Annotated in this window: 14 protein-coding genes; 5 read left to right on the top strand and 9 right to left on the bottom strand. The window is 48.6% G+C overall.

Annotated features, from left to right (window positions below; genetic code table 11):
* Window positions 1-2: 2 nt before the first annotated feature.
* Together DWZ61_RS06120 and DWZ61_RS06125 are read right to left on the bottom strand one after the other, a co-directional pair.
* Window positions 3-1,538 (bottom strand): DUF1538 domain-containing protein, encoded by a 1,536-nt coding sequence (locus DWZ61_RS06120; RefSeq protein ID WP_118537787.1) that lies wholly within the window; start codon window positions 1,536-1,538, stop codon window positions 3-5.
* A 109-nt stretch (window positions 1,539-1,647) separates the two neighbouring features.
* Window positions 1,648-2,340, bottom strand: a complete 693-nt coding sequence (locus tag DWZ61_RS06125; RefSeq protein WP_118537788.1) for a PrsW family glutamic-type intramembrane protease — start codon at window positions 2,338-2,340, stop codon at window positions 1,648-1,650.
* A 294-nt stretch (window positions 2,341-2,634) separates the two neighbouring features.
* On the opposite strand from DWZ61_RS06125, the gene DWZ61_RS06130 reads away from it, so the two are divergent.
* Window positions 2,635-3,771 (top strand): DUF4118 domain-containing protein, encoded by a 1,137-nt coding sequence (locus DWZ61_RS06130; RefSeq protein ID WP_243026363.1) that lies wholly within the window; start codon window positions 2,635-2,637, stop codon window positions 3,769-3,771.
* A gap of 63 nt (window positions 3,772-3,834) precedes the next feature.
* Complete coding sequence (locus tag DWZ61_RS06135; RefSeq protein ID WP_118537790.1) at window positions 3,835-4,536, top strand: response regulator; 702 nt, start codon at window positions 3,835-3,837, stop codon at window positions 4,534-4,536.
* Here the strand turns inward: DWZ61_RS06135 and DWZ61_RS06140 are convergent.
* Window positions 4,478-5,404: a helix-turn-helix transcriptional regulator gene (locus DWZ61_RS06140; protein ID WP_118537791.1), complete on the bottom strand. Its 927-nt coding sequence runs from the start codon at window positions 5,402-5,404 to the stop codon at window positions 4,478-4,480. The two genes, DWZ61_RS06135 and DWZ61_RS06140, sit on opposite strands and share 59 nt — an antisense overlap.
* A gap of 386 nt (window positions 5,405-5,790) precedes the next feature.
* Between DWZ61_RS06140 and DWZ61_RS06145 the strand changes: the two genes are divergently transcribed.
* Window positions 5,791-6,654, top strand: a complete 864-nt coding sequence (locus DWZ61_RS06145) for an AraC family transcriptional regulator (RefSeq protein ID WP_172594788.1) — start codon at window positions 5,791-5,793, stop codon at window positions 6,652-6,654.
* Between the two features lie 8 nt (window positions 6,655-6,662).
* Here DWZ61_RS06145 and DWZ61_RS06150 read toward each other — a convergent pair whose 3' ends face one another.
* Window positions 6,663-7,805 (bottom strand): hypothetical protein, encoded by a 1,143-nt coding sequence (locus DWZ61_RS06150; RefSeq protein WP_118537793.1) that lies wholly within the window; start codon window positions 7,803-7,805, stop codon window positions 6,663-6,665.
* Window positions 7,806-8,165: 360 nt separating this feature from the next.
* On the opposite strand from DWZ61_RS06150, the gene DWZ61_RS06155 reads away from it, so the two are divergent.
* Window positions 8,166-8,348 carry a MerR family DNA-binding transcriptional regulator gene (locus DWZ61_RS06155; protein ID WP_334303217.1) on the top strand — a complete coding sequence of 61 codons (183 nt, stop codon included), beginning with the start codon at window positions 8,166-8,168 and terminating at the stop codon, window positions 8,346-8,348.
* A gap of 330 nt (window positions 8,349-8,678) precedes the next feature.
* Window positions 8,679-10,157, top strand: coding sequence for an alanine/glycine:cation symporter family protein (locus DWZ61_RS06160; RefSeq protein WP_118537795.1), 1,479 nt, complete (start codon window positions 8,679-8,681; stop codon window positions 10,155-10,157).
* An 11-nt stretch (window positions 10,158-10,168) separates the two neighbouring features.
* Here the strand turns inward: DWZ61_RS06160 and DWZ61_RS06165 are convergent, their stop codons facing one another.
* The 5 genes from DWZ61_RS06165 to ptsP all read right to left on the bottom strand — a co-directional run bounded on the left by DWZ61_RS06165 (window position 10,169) and on the right by ptsP (window position 17,784).
* The gene (locus tag DWZ61_RS06165) at window positions 10,169-11,530 is read right to left on the bottom strand and encodes an MATE family efflux transporter (RefSeq protein ID WP_118503429.1); all 1,362 of its coding nucleotides are present in this window, start codon (window positions 11,528-11,530) and stop codon (window positions 10,169-10,171) included.
* Window positions 11,531-11,670: 140 nt separating this feature from the next.
* On the bottom strand, window positions 11,671-13,407 hold the full coding sequence (locus DWZ61_RS06170; protein WP_118537796.1) for an ABC transporter ATP-binding protein: 1,737 nt from the start codon (window positions 13,405-13,407) through the stop codon (window positions 11,671-11,673).
* Window position 13,408: 1 nt separating this feature from the next.
* The gene (locus DWZ61_RS06175; protein ID WP_118537797.1) at window positions 13,409-15,184 is read right to left on the bottom strand and encodes an ABC transporter ATP-binding protein; all 1,776 of its coding nucleotides are present in this window, start codon (window positions 15,182-15,184) and stop codon (window positions 13,409-13,411) included.
* 236 nt (window positions 15,185-15,420) lie between these two features.
* Window positions 15,421-16,038: a TetR/AcrR family transcriptional regulator gene (locus DWZ61_RS06180; protein ID WP_182427019.1), complete on the bottom strand. Its 618-nt coding sequence runs from the start codon at window positions 16,036-16,038 to the stop codon at window positions 15,421-15,423.
* A gap of 84 nt (window positions 16,039-16,122) precedes the next feature.
* Window positions 16,123-17,784 carry a phosphoenolpyruvate--protein phosphotransferase gene (gene ptsP, locus DWZ61_RS06185; RefSeq protein WP_182427020.1) on the bottom strand — a complete coding sequence of 554 codons (1,662 nt, stop codon included), beginning with the start codon at window positions 17,782-17,784 and terminating at the stop codon, window positions 16,123-16,125.
* Window position 17,785: the final 1 nt, after the last annotated feature.

Raw genomic sequence — 17,785 nt, forward strand, 5'->3', positions numbered from 1 at the left:
TCCTACAGTTCAATGATGGCATTCTCATCCAAAGCACCAAATGCATCCGCCGCACCGGCAAATACGCCTGCACCGCTCTTCTGCTGCTTTAACTGATATACCATTCCCAATATCTGGATCGTGATCAGCGGTGTCATGGCTACCATTGCTACCACACCGAAAGCATCTGCGACTAAATTGCCGCCCACCGCCACACAGGCGCCCTGCGCTAACGGCAGTAAAAAGGTAGCTGTCATGGGTCCGCTTGCCACACCGCCGGAGTCGAAGGCGATCGCTGTGAATATCTTCGGTACAAAAAAGGATAGTCCGATCGCCACACCATAGCCCGGGATCAAAAACCATAGAATCGGGATCCCCGTCAGCACGCGGATCATCGCCAGTGCTACGGATAAGGAGACACCCACGGAAAGGCTCACGCCCATAGAGCGGGCCGAAATGGCGCCGTCCGTCAGCTCCTCTACCTGATGATTCAGTACATAGACCGCGGGCTCCGCTTTTACGATAAAGTAACCGATCAGTGCTCCCACCGGCACCAGTACCCACCTGTAGGATCTGGCTGCCATGACCTGACCGAGGTAATTACCGGCAGGCATAAAGCCCACATTTGCCCCTGTCAGAAACAGTACCAGACCAATATAAGTATAGATCAGACCGATCAGAATCTTCGCCAGTGTCTTCCCCGACAGCCGCAGGGCAAATATCTGGAACAGACCGAAAAACAATACAATGGGAAGTAATGAGAGTGCGATCTCTTTCACATAATCCGGAATCCCATGGGCAAAAAGCTGCGCCAGTTCCACGGAATCAGCGATCTCCGGGATTGCCACCGGCTGGTAATCCGCATTGGTCGGCTTATAGATCAGCCCCAGCACCATGACCGCCAGGATCGGGCCGATGGAGCACAGTGCTACCAGACCGAAGCTGTCGTCTGCCGCATGATGGTCATTACGGATGGACGCAATACCGACACCAAGTGCCATGATAAAAGGAACGGTCATGGGTCCCGTGGTCACACCTCCGGAATCAAACGCCACTGCCCGGAAATTCTCCGGTACGAGAAATGCAAGAACGAACACTGCTATGTAGAAAAAAGTTAACAACGGCGGCAGTGCCACACCGATCAGCATACGCAGAAGGGCAATGACCAGGAAGATTCCCACGCCCACTGCCACTGCCAGGATCAGCGTCATGTTCGGCACCGAAGGCACCTGTGTCGCCAGCACCTGCAAGTCAGGCTCGGAAATGGTGATCACCACTCCCAACAGAAAAGATAACACTACGATCAGCAGAATATTTTTACTCTGGGTCATTCTGGCACCCACTTTTTCTCCCATGGGGGTCATGGACATCTCCGCACCCAGGGTGAAAAACATCATACCGGCCATGACCATCACCGCCCCCACCAGAAAGCACAGCAGGATACTGGAGGTAATTGGAGCTATGGTAAAGCTTAATACGATCACGATCCCTACTACCGGCAGGACCGCCTTCAAGGATTCTGCAAATTTTTGCCGGATCTTTGGATTCAATAACTTCAATATTGGTCTTTCCTTTCTTTAGGTTTTCTTTATCTTAACATGAAGCAAAGACCCGATCCTACCGTTTTTCGTGAATTTATAAAATTTTCACGGGTTCTTAACGCAATCTTTATGCAGATAGCTCCCGGTCCTGCCCAGACTGCTTTTTCACAAATTTATAGGCCCAGACATCCACCACGATCACAAACAGGAAAAAGAAAACGAAGATCCAGTCCGCATCCAGAGACAATGCGGAATCATAGATACCGTGTTCGATCATCGGCATGAACACGCTGAGCTTCAGGTAGCGTTTCCTGCGTTTTTTATCGCCTGCAAGTTCTGCCTCCTTCGCCACACCGAAGAAATATCCCATGATCACGCCATCGATGGCATGGGAAGGCACGGACAACAGGGCTCTGGTCACTGCCGTCCCAAAGTCACCGCCCAGACAATACAGAACATTTTCAATGGCTGCAAATCCCAATGCCGAAGTCACGCAGTACACGATGGCATCGAATTTATAATTGAATGCTGGATGCTTCCATGCCGCCCATTTGGCCGCCTTCATCTTGCAAAGTTCCTCGATCAGTGCCACCCCGATAAAATTATCCAGGATCACGTAGCACAGCGTATCTGCATCCACAAATACCAGAAATACTTCATCCAGAATGATTTCCAGTATCATGGCCGGGATCACGGACAACACGCCGAACAGGAATATTTTCCACAATAATCCCCTCGGCTCCTTCTCCACCTTATCCTGTCTGTAGATCCATACCACCAGTGCGATGGCCGGCAATAGTGCCAATCCTGTCAGAAACATAACCTACTCCTCTCCTGTCCACATAGACGGTCCGCCCTTTCAGGACCGCCGCCATACTACATTTTAATCTAATGTTTTTCCTGATGTCAACCTAACGAAAGTATATGTTCCTATTTTTTGTGTCTTAGCTTTTCCGGAGGCTACCTGCCTGCCTTTTGCCACAGCTTTAGGGGAAAATATTCCGGTTTTCATATATCCTTAACTACTTCTTTACACCTTGCATTGCAAAGTAATGGTACTATAGTTATAATAAATTTACAAAATAACTAACAATATTTCATGGAGGATCACACCGTGTTCCGATCATTTTCCGATAAAAAATCACCGCGGAAAAGCTTCCGCTTAAAACCACCCTTTACCAGGCACGCCATCAGTATCCTGATCTGTGCTGCCTGCATGCTGTGCGCTACACTTGCCTCTTTTTTATATCAGCATATTGTCCCGGACAACCATGCCAATGTAGCACTGTTCTACATTCTGGCACTGGTGATCATCGCCAGATGGACGGTGGGCTACGGCTACGGCATTGCCTGCACCCTTTTTTCCGTAATAGCGATCAATTATCTGTTTACCTATCCGTATTATAAGCTTAATTTCACTCTGACCGGCTACCCTATCACCTTCCTGCTGATGAGTGGGATCACTCTGATCCTGTGTACCATGACCTCTCATATGACCATCCAGTCCGAGATGATCGCAGAGCGGGAAAAGCGGCTGGCAGAAGCCGAAATGGAAAAGATGCGTGCGAATCTTCTGCGCGCCATCTCCCACGATCTGCGCACGCCGCTCACCGGCATCATCGGCAACAGCTCCCTGTTTCTGGAAAGTCAGAACGATCTAAGCTCCACCGAACAGCGTACGATCATGACCAATATCTACGAGGATTCCAACTGGCTGTTGAATATGGTGGAAAATCTGCTGTCCGTCACCCGTATCCAGGGAGACAGCTTAAGCATCAATACCACAGAGGAGCCGGTGGAGGAAGTGGTGGGAGAAGCTTTGGAGAAGCTGAAAAAACGCTATCCCGATGCCGCCATCCGGGTCAGGATCCCCGAGGAATTTCTGATGATACCCATGGATGCGGTGCTGATCGAGCAGGTCACCATCAATCTGCTGGAAAATGCCATCGTTCATTCCGGAAGTATCCTGCCCATTGATTTCATCGTGGAGGATCATCCGGAGCATGTCTCTTTTATTGTGAGAGACTACGGAAAAGGACTGTCGGAAGAAAAATTACAGAATCTGTTCGAGACGGGTACCTACAACAATTCCCGGAGCTCGGATTCCCGCAAAGGCATGGGTATCGGTCTGTCCATCTGCAAGACCATCATCACCGCCCATCACGGAACGCTGAGTGGCAGGAATCATGCGGATGGCGCGGAATTCTGTTTCACACTTCCCAAGGCGGAAGCTCTCGCTTCGGAAAAATAAGTGTACTCTCAGCCACATACGATAGAACTGTTGAAAATACCGGAAAGGATATGGATCTCAGATATGAATAAGATCAAAGTTCTCTTAATCGAAGACGATAGAAGTATCAGTAATTTCATCACCGCTACCATGGACCGGGAAGGCTACAAGATCATGCATGCCTTAAACGGCAGAGAGGGACTTAGTCTCAGCACTTCTTTCTGCCCCAACGTGATCCTGCTAGACTTAGGGCTGCCGGACATGGACGGATTGGATGTGTTGCAAAAGCTGCGCTCCTGGAGCGATGTTCCCGTGATCATCATATCTGCCCGCACCAAGGAGCAGGAAAAGGTCTCCGCTCTGGATCTGGGTGCGGACGATTATATCACAAAACCCTTCGGCACCGGCGAGCTCATGGCAAGGATCCGCACTTCTCTGCGGCACAGCCACGCCCAGGCTCCCGGCCATGTGTATAAGGCACTGGATCTGGAGATTGATTTCGAAAAACGACTGATCCGCCTGCGGGGCGAAGAGATACATCTGACCCAGATCGAATACCAGCTGCTTACACTTTTAGCGGAAAATTCCGGCAGAGTCCTGACCTACAGCTATATCATGAATGCCATCTGGGGTCCCTATATGGACAATAATAATCAGATCCTCCGTGTCAACATGGCGAACATCCGCAGAAAGCTGGAACAGAATCCCGCGCAGCCCCAGTATGTCTTCACTGAGATTGGTGTGGGCTATCGGATGCGTGAGAACGAGAACGGTGGGACTGTATAAACAGAAATACAATTCCCGACACTGCCTCCAGCAATATGAGTACCGTCCCTCTGTCCAGTGCCTTCCAGACGCTGTCCAGGGTATCCATCCGGCCCAGAATGTCTATGTAAAAGAAATCCAGATAGATGACCGCCGGTGAGATCACACATCCCGGATGCAGTACCGTCCGCTCCATGAGCAGACGGTACATTTCCACTGCCAGAAATATTACATTCAGGGCATAGCCCGCACAAAGCTGATTGTTCAAAAACGGTCCCAGGGAGCTGAGTTCCATACCAAGGGGAACACTTCCTGCCCGGACCATTCCGAAGCTTAAATACATGATTCCAACACTCCACAATAGCATCGCAAGGGATGCTATTCCAAGTCCTCTGCTTAATTGACTGGAGGGAATCATTTTCACATCCTCTTCCTTTCCGAAATACCGGTATACAAGCCCCAGCATCGTCAGCGTCCCCGCCATGGAGATCCCGGCCACCTGGCAGGCAATATCTCTTCCCCCAAACAACCCTCTTCCGGAAAATAAACAGATCCCGATGACACAGTTATAGATCAAAAGCCCCAGCACGATCAGATACAGGATCCTCTTTTCACGTTTCCGCTGCTCCTGGAGCTTTGCCAGTCTCACGACTTCCGTCACAGCCTCCTCCCGGTCTCCCGCCCGCTCTCCGGTCACGATGTCCTGAATCGGCAGTTCCAACAGATGGGACAGGGACTCTAATACGCCGATATCCGGAAAACTTTCTCCATTCTCCCACCGGGATACCGCTTTGTTGGTCACCCCTAACATCCTTCCCAGTTCACTCTGGGTATAATTTTTGCGCTGTCTGGCTTCCCGGATCAGATTGCCCGTTTTCTTTTTATCCATACTAATCCCTATACCTTTCTGTACTCTGCAAACTCTCAGGTGCTTTAGCACCTTTGCTTTAGCATCTTTGCTTTAGCACCGTATGCCGGCCTATCTGTACCCTTATGGTAACAATCCTTTGGAAAATGCGCAATCCATTGTAACGAGACTGCCTGTTTTCTGTGATTTTTGCGCAAAAAATTCCCCTCGGCGAGGGGGGAGTGTACCGAGGGGGATAGAGAGAAAAGTATTTTTGAAAGAGGCGGGTTCCTTTTTCAGTTATTATAATAGCGTAATTTATTTATATTTACTGCTGTTTTTATTGCTTGTTTGTGTTGAAAATACTGTTTTTTTGTGGTATTCTGACTGTATCAATGAAAGTAGATTTAAAAAGCGAAGGAGCAGCTATGGATATCACAACCAAAAAAGGCCGACGCGGCAGAAAGGATATTGACCGTATCATCGTGGAAAAAGGCCGCAGAGGCGATTTTTCTCCGCTGCAGCCCGATCATTATCACAGCTTTTATGAAATATTCTATCTCTGGTCCGGCAGCTGCCGTTTCCTGTTAAAAGATACTGTCTATCAGATGGAAGCCGGAGATCTGGTCTTCATTGCCCCGGGGGAACTGCATCACTCTCTGTATTCTGCCGGAGAGGTCTGCGAGATCGTAATGATCTATTTCAAAGAAGAATATCTGCATTTATCGGACCGGTCTGCCGACAGCCTCACTTCCATATCCGGGCAGGGGCTACAGCTGCATTCTTTCATGGGCAGCGTTCCTACGGTATACCAGGAATATCTGCACTCTCTGCTGACCCGTATGCTCACCGAGAATTCCCGCTTCGACCAATACTCCGAACATTTTGAGCGTTGCTATCTGGAAGAGCTTCTGCTCCTGCTGATGCGGCATTCCGTCATGAATGAGAAGGAGCCGGATCTACTGAACTCCCGGGATGCGGACATCCTGCTTGCCACAAAATACATTTATAATAATTTCCGCAAGCCACTGACACTGGAAGATGTCTCCTACGTGGCTTCCTTAAGCCCCACCTATTTCAGCAAGAAATTCAAACTGATCACCGGCATGGGGTTCAAGGAATATTTAAATTACGTACGGCTCAAGCACGCCCAGACGGCGCTTCTTACCACCAACAGCTCCATCACGGATATTGCTCTGGAATACGGCTTCAACGACAGCAATTATTTTAAGGACCTGTTCAAAAAAGTATACGGAAAATCTCCTCGGGAATATCGGAAAAATCCGGATTGACGCCAGATCTACCGTGCGTCTTCCTCAAGGAATCTTCTCCAGAAGTCCTCTTCCTCTGCATGCGGAACTTCTTCCCCCTCTGCGAAGCTCTGTAAATAATTTAACACCTTCTGGTACTGGGAAGGATCCGTAAATTCCATACGCCACAGATCCTCTCCTTCCTGTCCTTCGGTGAATTTCTTACACCAGATGCCATCTTCGCTAAAGCAGGTGATATACCAGGTCTTAGGGTCACTGCCCTCTTCTGTGGTTTTCACACTCTGGGCCAGGATACTATCCACCTCATCCGGCTCTTCTGCTGTCTCCGACATACCTGTCAGTTTCTCTTCCAGCCGTTCTACCTTTTCCTTTTCGATTTTTTCCTCCAGTGCCGCCCGGGTGGCATCCTGCACACTGTCGAATTTCTCTAAGAAATGATCCCACTCCTTGATCGTAAATTCTTGATTGCCGATCTGGAACTTGGTATCCGTGTCTCCGTTCTGAAGCTTGTCGTAGATCTCCTGCATCTTCTCTTTGATCTGTGCCATGAGACTTAAATCCTCTTTTCCCGGCTCTCCGGCCGTCCCGGAAGGATCCGTTCCCGCTGCCTTGTCCGTGTCGGCGGTCTCCGATGCTTCCTCACTGTTATCCACATCATCGCCGTTCTCCATGTCATCCAGTTCTTTCTTCATCTGCTGGATCTTGTTATCCTTTGCCAGCGCCTCCAGGATCCGTTTCACATCCTCCGGCCTGAACATGCCGATGGCCTTGGACAGGGCATCAATGTTGTCCCGGTTCACCAGCAGGCTTCCGCCGCCGGACAACGGAATATTAATGCAATCCTCTTTATTGGTGGTATCCCCCAGTGTCAGGCGGTTGTGCTCATAATCACAGACGAAGGTCACCCCGTTGTATTCAATGACGCCGTCCTCAGCCATTTCTCCATAGGGCACCTTGTCCTTTCCCTCGATATGGCGGGCCAGCTGTACGCCGCGGGTCACCGGAGTCTTCACGGTGTTGTCTTCTTTTGCCAATTCCTCAATGCTCTCCGCGAAACGGGATTCTGCTGTCTCCGTCGCACTTCCCTGCGCACTCTGTACATCCCCTGCATTTACTCGCTTCTGTGCCTCATACACAAATGTCCTTCCGTAGCCGATTCCTGTTATTGCCATAGTACTCTCCCTCTCTGAGCAGTGATTGCTGCCCTGTCGCAATGCCCGTCAAATCTTCATGCAGGCATGCGATGTTCTCGCTTCACGCAAAAACGGATGGTCGCCTCACATGAGGCAGCCATCCGTAGCTATTTATCCATCCATGGTGTATGTATTTTCCTATATAAATAGTATCGACACAGCCCGGGGGAAACTTTATAGTACAAAACTCTTGTTTTTTGCATATTGCCACTTTATAATAACAGTAGTAATACCTAAAGTCAGCTTTAGATAATTTTATGCAGGGAGACGAAATCCTCTCCTCGACATGAAGCTCGGATTTTTGCTTCGCAAAAACAAGGAGGATTATATACGTACAGTATCGGACAAGTTTCCGCAATGACAAATTTACCGATTTCCTCTTTAAGATATTATGATAAAGAGGGCTTTTTCCCGAATCTGGAGAAGCAGTCCGGGATCCGCCGGTTCAGTAAGGCGGAATTGGACTCCATCCGCATGAATTCGAAATACAAAGCTAAAAATGCGAGCCATTACTTTTCGTAATCGCTCGCATTTCCTGTTTTCGTCACACTGACGGTTCGCCTTACAGTTTTCCGCCGTATACAGGGAAGCCGCTGTTGGCGCCGTAGCTTTCGATATGCTTGATTTTCCACGTTAGAGACATTTCTTACGGGATGATTTTATCATAATACCTAAAGCTAACTTTAGGTCAATAGGGGTTTTGAGAAAAATTTTCTCTTGCGGCATCTTTTCCTATATGTTATACTGGGAAAAAATCAGAAACGAAATACAGATCAGGTAACTATGTCAGCGTGGACATCTTCGGGTGTCTGCGCTTTTTCTTTTACCTGAAAACAAAGGAGGAGAATGTATATGGTAGAGCTCATAGCCAATGTGAACAATGCCATCAATGGTTTCGTATGGGGTGTTCCCATGTTGGTGCTGTTGGTGGGCACCGGTATCCTGATGACGATCCTGACGAAATTTTTCCAGTTGTCCCACATCGGACACTGGTTCAAAAATACAGTAGGCGGCATCTTTCACGACCAACACGTAACAAAGCACACGGATGCTGATGATCAGTCCATCTCCCAGTTCCAGTCGCTGTGCACCGCACTGGCCGCCACCATCGGTACCGGTAATATCGTCGGTGTGGCCAGCGCTCTGGTGGCCGGTGGCCCCGGTGCTATCTTCTGGATGTGGATCGTAGCTTTCTTCGGCATGATGACGAACTACTCGGAAAATGTACTTGGCATCTACTATCGCCGCAGGAATTCCAAGGGCGAATGGAGCGGCGGTGCCATGTATTATCTGAAGGATGGTCTCGGTTCCTATAAGGGATGTAAACAGATCGGCGCAATACTTGCAACGCTGTTCTCAGCTTTCTGTCTGCTGGCTTCCTTCGGTATCGGTAACATGAGTCAGGTGAATTCCATCGCTGCCAATATGACTTCCGCCTTTTCGATTCCCGCAACCGTGACCGGTATTGTTCTGGTACTCGTAGGTGCCCTCGTTATCGTCGGTGGATTAAAAAGAATCGCTTCCGTGACTGAGAAGCTGGTGTCTTTTATGGCAATTGCTTATGTCCTCGGTGCTCTCGTAATCTTCTTCGCCAACATCAGTCACATAGGTGCTGTATTTACCGCTATTTTCAAAGGCGCTTTCGGTCTGAAAGCCGTAGGCGGCGGTATCGTGGGTTCCAGTGTGAAGCTGGCGCTGACCTGGGGCATGAAGCGTGGTGTATTCTCTAACGAAGCCGGTCTTGGTTCCTCCGTTATGGTGCATTCCAGTTCCAACGTGAAAGAGCCCGTACGTCAGGGTATGTGGGGTATCTTCGAAGTATTCGCCGACACCATGGTCGTATGTACACTGACAGCTTTCGCCGTGCTGTCCTCCGGACTGATCGACTTAGACACTGGTGCTGTGCTCGTTGATTCTTCAGGTTCCGCTCTGGTAGGTCAGGCTTTTGCAACGGTTTTCGGCAGCTTCGGTCCTGCTTTCATTGCGATTGCGATCTTGCTGTTTGCTTTTTCCACGGTACTTGGCTGGAGTCATTACGGTTCCAAGGCATGGGAATATTTATTCGGCACCAAATCAACGATTATCTATAAGGTAGCTTTCGTGCTGATGATCTTTATCGGCTGTACCATGAATCTGGGACTTGCCTGGGATCTGTCGGATACCTTCAACGGACTGATGGCGATTCCCAACCTGATTGGTGTCATTGCATTGTCGCCCGTAGTAATGAAGATCACAAAAAATTACGTGGCACGTATCATTAAAAAAGAAGACGTGAAACCCATGTTATCTGTTTTCCCCGAGATTCAGGAAGAGCAGGAAAAGGCTATGTAATTAAATCAGGCTCATACTTCTTCTCTGGTAATATTCTTCGCCCATCTGCCCTTGCGGTAATGCTTAATGACCCAGGGCCATTTGACGAATTCATCGGTGCATAACAGGAAATAGACCCACAGCACCGGGAGTTTTAGTACAAATGCGGCGAAGAATCCCAGAGGGATCGCATAGCACCACATATCGATCGTATCGCAGATCAGTCCGAACTTCGTATCTCCGCCGGCACGGAATACTCCGGCGATCAGCGCCGTATTCACGGCAGCGCCCATAATATAATAAGTATTGATGAGCAGCATGTATTTCAGATAATGCATGGCAGTGTCATTCAATGTAGCAAACCGTAACACAAAGGGGGTAATTGCCAGTACGATCAGGCCGCCTATAGCTCCGGCGATTACCGTCATCTTCAGCATCCGGGAAGCGTAACTCTTCGACTTCTCCAGATCGCCTTGTCCCATAATATTTCCCAGTAATATGCCACCTGCACTGGCAATGGCAAAACAGAACACCGTGCCGATATTGCGCACTACGACGACCAGTGAATTAGCGGCCACCGCATCTGTTCCCAGATGCCCCAGGATCACGGAATACATGGAAAACGCCACACTCCAGGACACATCGTTGCAAAGTGCGGGCAGAGACAGACGCATGAAATCTTGTGTCAGCACCTTACTGTGAACAAACAGGTACTTCGGATGCAGTTTTACATTTTTGCTCAAGAAAGATACAATGAAGCATGCCACCAGTTCCACCAGTCGGGACAGGGCTGTGGCAATGGCGACACCGGTAGCTCCCAGCTTCGGCATGCCGAACAGTCCAAAGATAAAGGTGGCATTCAGAATGACATTCAATACGAAAGCCAGCATATTCAACACCATACTGACCGTCACACGACCTACGCTTCGCAGGATGGCAAGATACACCTCCGTGATGCCCCAGCACAGGTATGTGATGCCCATGATCCGCAGATAAGAGACACCGATGGTGATCAGCTCCTGATCAGGAGTAAAGAGAAGCATCATCTTCTGAGGAAGGAAAAATGCAATCAGCGCAACAATACCTGAGATTGCCATAGAGAAACGAAGTGTGATTCCCTCTACCGTATGAATTGCTTCCAGGTTCCCCTTTCCATAATATTGGGCGCACAAGAGAGTGGCTCCCGTCCCCAGTCCGTAATATACCATAAACAGGACATTTGAAAAATTTGACGCCAGGGATACTGCGGATATTGCGGACTGTCCCACATAGTTTAACATAATAACATCCGCGGAATTCACTGCTGCACTGAGCAGATTCTGTATAATGATCGGGATGGTCAGTTTGAACATCTGCCGGTAAAAATCGTCTTTTTTCATTGCTGCTATCTGCATGGTATTCCTCTGTGTTCCTCTCCATTGGATAATTTTCTGCCGTTGGATTGTATTATATGTCGTTCGCAGGAATTACGCAATATGCTAAAAGCGATCCGCCTGTAAACAAGCGGACCGCTCCTTTTAAAAAGGCTGTTTGATTATAATGTCCAGCCGGCAGCCTCCATCTGAGTGGCTTTCATATGCCGGTAAATGCTGTCTTTTGCTTCCAGTTCTGCAGGTGTTCCCTGTTCTGCCACCACGCCGTCTTTCAATACCACGATCTTATCCGAATCCGCCACGGTACGCATGCGGTGCGCAATGATCATGACGGTCTTGTTACGGATCAGCTTGGACAGGGATTCCTGAATCATCGTCTCGTTATCCACATCCAGGGAAGCCGTCGCTTCATCCAACAGGATAATGGGCGCATCCTTCAGGAATGCTCTGGCTATGGAGATACGCTGTCTCTCACCGCCGGACAGTTCCGAACCGTTCTCACCGATCATGGTCTGCCAGCCGTTCGGAAGCTTCTCCGCGAACTCATCGCAATGCGCCAGTTTTGCCGCAGCCAGCACTTCTTCGTCCGTAGCATCCTGCCTGCCGATACGGATGTTTTCCATCACCGTATTATTAAACAATGTCACATCCTGGAATACAATGGCGTACAGGGACATCAATGTCTCCGGATCAATGGTGGAGATGTCCATGCCGCCCACGGTGATCTTACCTTTATGGATATCCCAGAACCGGGAAGCCAGTCTGGACACAGTGGTCTTGCCACCGCCGGAAGGACCGATCAGGGCGGTCACCTCTCCCTGTTTTGCCGTAAAAGTCACATCTTTTAAGACAGTATCCTGATTGTCATAAGAGAATCCCACATGGGAAAATTCGATATCATAGCCTGCCGGATCCATGGTATCCGCACCGGTCTGAATCTTCGCAGACAGAATCTCGTCCAGTCGCTCGCTCTGCACACCGGTACTGATAATGGCTGCAAGATTCTGCAGCGCCACCTGCAGGGGATCGTACATTCTTGACACTAACAGCAGGAACACAAAAAAGGTTAATACATCAATTTCGCCTCTCACCAGCAAAATTCCACCTGTCAATGCCACCGTAGCGATTCCCAGCTTTAAGATCATCTGCGCCCCGCCAACAAAGACTGCTGTTCCAAGTTCCGTTGTCAGCGCATGCTTCTCCACCGCGCGAATCTTGCCCTCCAGGCCTTCCATGTATTCTGCCTGTGCATTGTTGGCTCTGAGGTCACGCACCGTTTCCAGGCACTCCTGAATCCCGTCAGCACAGTCCATTTTTAATTTCATCTGCTTCTTACTTAAGCTCTTCTGTACCCTGCCGGAACATCCCACAATGAGGAAAGACACAGGCAGTACCCACAGTGCTGCGATTGCCATTCTCCAGTTCATGAAAAAGGTACCCACAGCGATCAGTGTGGTGGAGATACAGGAACCAACCAGTTCCGGAATGAAATGGGAGGATGCAGTCTCCATGGTGGCACAGTCCGCCATAATGGTACTTGTCAGATCGGACAGATCTTTTTTTCCGAAGAAGGATAACGGGATCTTACGCAGCTGCTCTGCCAGAGCAATTCTGCGCACACCGCTCTCCACATAAGTTGCCAGGAACGTGGCACGATACTGCACCAACGTTGTCAGCGCGATCAGAAGAAGACAGAGTACGCAGCCCACAATGTAGAAAACACCTCTGCCTGCCATGGTGCCCTGTAAATAATCTCTTACCAGAAAATACAGCATCCATACCGGGAACATCAACACCAGATCGGAACATGTTACGGATACAAATGCCTTTATCATATCCTTCGCACCTTTTTCGGAAAGCGCGTATTTATGCTGCAATTTTGCCTGTAAGCTACTCATTCTATTTCTCCCCCTTTCCTACTTTCCAGCTGACGGATTTATTGTACTCTTCCCACATATGGGCATACAGTCCGTTTTGTCCCAGCAATATTTCATGGTTTCCCTGTTCCACAATTCCGCCATCCTTCAACACACAGATGCGGTCGGCATCCACAACCGAGGACAATCTGTGTGCGATCATGATCACGGTCTTGCCTGCGGAAAGCTTCGTAAATGCCTGCCGTACCTTCGCCTCATTATCCGGATCAGCAAAAGCGGTAGCTTCATCCAGGATCAGGATCGGTGCATTTTTTAACATCGCTCTCGCAACGGACAGGCGCTGTGCCTCACCTCCGGATACATAAGTACCCTGGCTTCCGATGACGGTATCCACACCGTCCGGCAGCTTTGCAATAATGTCCTCACACTGGGCATTTTTCAGAGCTTCCATGACTTCTTCTCTGGTGGCATCCTTTTTGCCCATGCGGACATTATCGTAAATGGACATCTTAAGCAATTTGCTGTCCTGAAATACGAAGGACACCATATTCATCAACTGTGCGGAAGGAATATCCTTCACATCCACGCCGCCGATGCATACCTTACCTTCTGTGGTATCATAGAAACGGGCAATGAGACTTGCCAGCGTGGTCTTACCGCCGCCGGAGGGACCGACAAATGCGACATGCTCTCCTTCTTTGATATCCAGATTGATCTGATGCAGGGCATCGCGTTCGGCATTTTCATAACGGAAGGATACGTTCTGCAACGCAACGGAATATTCCGGAATCTCCTGCTTCGTCGTTGCCTCCGGCAGAGGTTTTCTGTTTAAGATACCATCAGTTCTCTTCAGAGCATCCTCCACGATCATCTGATTCTCGCCGCCGTACATGATCTTACCGAGGGTCACAGTCAGCACGGGGGTAATGATGATGTAAAACAGCAGATTGATTAGTATTTCCGGATCACCGTTTGCTCCGCCGAACCAATAGGCAGCACCAATGAGAATCGCAAAAATGGCATTGATCAATGTAGTGAAACCGACCATGGGCCACATCAGATCTTTCGTATATGCGATGGTCCATTTTTCATATTTCTTAATCGAAGTCTGGAAACGCTTGAAGGAAAAGACCGACTGTCCGAAGGTCTTGACCACCGGGATACCGCGGACGTACTCCACCGCCTCGCTGGACATTTCTTCCAGCGCATTCTGGTACTCTTCCATTTTGATCTTCATGCGATGACCGGTCATGGCTCCCATGATGAGAAATGCAAATACTACAGGCACCAGACTTAATAAGCCCAGTTTCCAGTCAAATACTACCAGCAAAAGCAACAGTCCCACAGGCGTTGCCACTGCTCCTGCTTTATCCGGCAGTTGATGTGCCAGGTAGGTCTCCGTGGCCGCAGTGGATTCGTTGACGATCTTGCGGATCTTGCCACTGCCTTCACTGTCCATGAAACCCATCGGAAGCGTCAGAATGTGCCGCATCAGGGTGCTTCGCATATTGGCCTGTACATGGAATGCGGCAATATGGGAACACAGCAGTCCGCAGATATAGATGAACATGGATAACAATGCAAATCCCACCGCACGCCAGCCCAAGCCGGACAGATTCTGCGCTTTGCTGTAATCCGGTGCTGCCAGTACAACTTCCTGCATGATCCGCCAAATATAATAAAACGGCAGTAATGCGATCAGGGCACTGACCGCGGACAGAATCCATGACGCGATAATCAGGTACTTGTAGTTGCCCGCATAAGCGAACAGCTTCTGCATAGAGCTTTCTTTTTTCATGTGATCTTTCCCTCTTTCCCTTTGATTTAAATTAATTTTTTTGATTTAATGTAACTCTTTAATTTCTAGAATTTCTTTTCATTTTGCCCTGCTTTTCATCATTTCTCTTTTCCGGACATTTGAGGCTCTATTGTCTTTCCTATCTAACACTGCTTATTTGGAATTAGTTTCAACTAACCGTCGGTTTTTAAGATAGACTGCTACCGTAATCTTCCATAGCAGTCTTATCTTATGCTTCACCCCAGCTTGATGATGGCTCCCCATCCGCCGTAGTGATACTTCTCCAGCATATGCAGATATTTTCTGGCGGTATCCCTGTCCATGCGATGTCTGACGACTTCGAACATACTGTCAAACATGGCTCTCGACATGATATGTAGGAACTCCTCGGTGATCATGCTGCCTTCCTGTAGGAATTTCGTAGCTTCCATATACTTGTAGGTATACTCCGTCTCAATGTCCACCAGATGTTCCACGAAATCCTGATACTTGGTACCATAAGAGGCATCCAAAAGTAACCGGAAATCATCAAACCGGTCATAAACATAGTCAAGCATTTCATCCATACCGCCCGTGATATAAGTCTCCATCGCCTTAGGCTGTTCCTCCGCCTCTACCGCATGAAACGCCTCCTGGGTCTTTAAAAAGATCTGCGTCAGCCCTTCCGCCGCCGGTTCCACAATCGCGCAAAACAACCCTTCCTTGTCTACGAACCGGGAATAGATGGATCCGGTAGTGGTATCTGCCTTGGCTGCAATCGTGCGAAGCGACGCTTCGGAATAGCCCTTCTCCAGGAATTCTTCTCTGGCACAGGCGAGAATTCTCTCTGAAACTCCTTCGATTGGTTTTGTCACTTTTTCCTCCAAAAAAATATTCATAACAGTGTTATATAACACTGTTATGAATATAAACACATTTCATTTTTTTGTCAAGAGGGTTCATAGTTTTTTCTCTGCCAAAGTTGTCAGCTCCTGCAACGTACATTCAGCCAGTTTTGCCTTTACACCGGCGATATTTCCACTACTCATAGACAGCTTTCTCGCTCCCAGTCCCACCAGCAATTGGGCGGTCTCCGGATTCCCTGCCATTTCTCCGCAGACGGAGATTTCTTTTCCACGTTTGGAAAATTCCTGAAAGACAAACCGCAGCAGCCTAAGCATTGCCGTGGAATCACTTCTGTAATAAGCGGCCACCTCCGGATTCATCCGATCCGCAGCCGACAAATACTGCGTCAGGTCATTGGATCCTATGCTTGCAAAATCCACCTCTTCCGCCGCCAGATCTGCAATCAAGGCAATCTCGGGAATCTCTATCATAATACCGATTCTGATCTGTTCATCAAACTGCTGCTTTCTCTCTTTCAGCTGCTCTTTTGCCAGATTCAGGTACTCTTTTGCCTTGCGAATATCTTCCAGACTCCCGACCATCGGAAACATGATTTGCAGAGGTCCGTAAGCAGAAGCACGCAGTGCCGCACGCAGTTGCGTTAAAAATAACTCTTTTTCCGCAAAACAAAGCCTGATTGCTCTTTTCCCCAAAAAAGGATTGTCCTCTTTCGGCAATTCCATGTAGGGCAATGTCTTATCTCCGCCGATATCCAGTGTCCGCAAAGTAACCGGATGTCCTTTTGCCTTTTGCACAACCTGCCTATAGGCTTCAAATTGTGTTTCTTCCCCCGGAAGTTCCTTCCCTTCCATATAAAGAAATTCTGTACGGAACAAGCCGATGAAATCGTACCGGTCTGTCGGAACATCAAATTCCTGCGAGCCGATATTGATTCCTATCTTTATTTCTGTTCCGTCCTTCATAATTGCAGGTTTGTTTAAAAAATTTTTTTCTGCTTCTTTTTTGCGGAAAAAAGATGTCTGTTTTTCCCTGATATCGCAAATACATTCTTCTCCCGGTGTGACAAATATTTCTCCGGTCAAACCATCCATGGCAAGCATAGTATCTGTAGGAATTTTTTCCGTAACATTCGGAACTCCCAGAATTGCAGGAATTCCGTAACTTCTTGCCAGGATTGCGGAATGTGAATTCACTCCGCCAACCTCCGTCAGGATTCCTTTGATATGTTTTCTGTCCATGGTGGCCGTATCACTGGGTAATAGGTCATGGGCTACCAGAATTACATCTTCCGAAAACGAAGACAGCTTAGACGTTTCCTGCCCCGACAGAATCCGGAGCAGCCGGTCTCTGACATCTCTAAGATCCGCCGCGCGCTCGGCAATCAACGGATCCTCCACACCGGCCAACAATTCTGCAAATTCTGTATACACCTTACTGACCGCGCTGTCCGGATTCATGTTTTCCTCACAGATTGTCTCCCGGATCTCATCAAGGATTTCTTCATCCTGAAGTAATTCCCGATGTGCACTGAAGATTTTTGCCTTATCCGGATCCTCTTTACACATACCGTTGTACAATGTCACCAGTTCACTGTCTGCCTTTTCACAGGATTCCCTGAATTCCCGATATTTTTCCTCTTCCTGACCCTTGGGAAAAAATTCCGGAGCCTTTGTCAGTGTACCGGGAATGTAGATATAAGATTTCGCATAAGCAATTCCCTCAGATACCGGATTTCCCTGTAATCTTTCTTCCATA

The organism is Clostridium sp. AF34-10BH, from assembly GCF_003478095.1.
GTDB lineage: Bacteria > Bacillota > Clostridia > Lachnospirales > Lachnospiraceae > Acetatifactor > Acetatifactor acetigignens.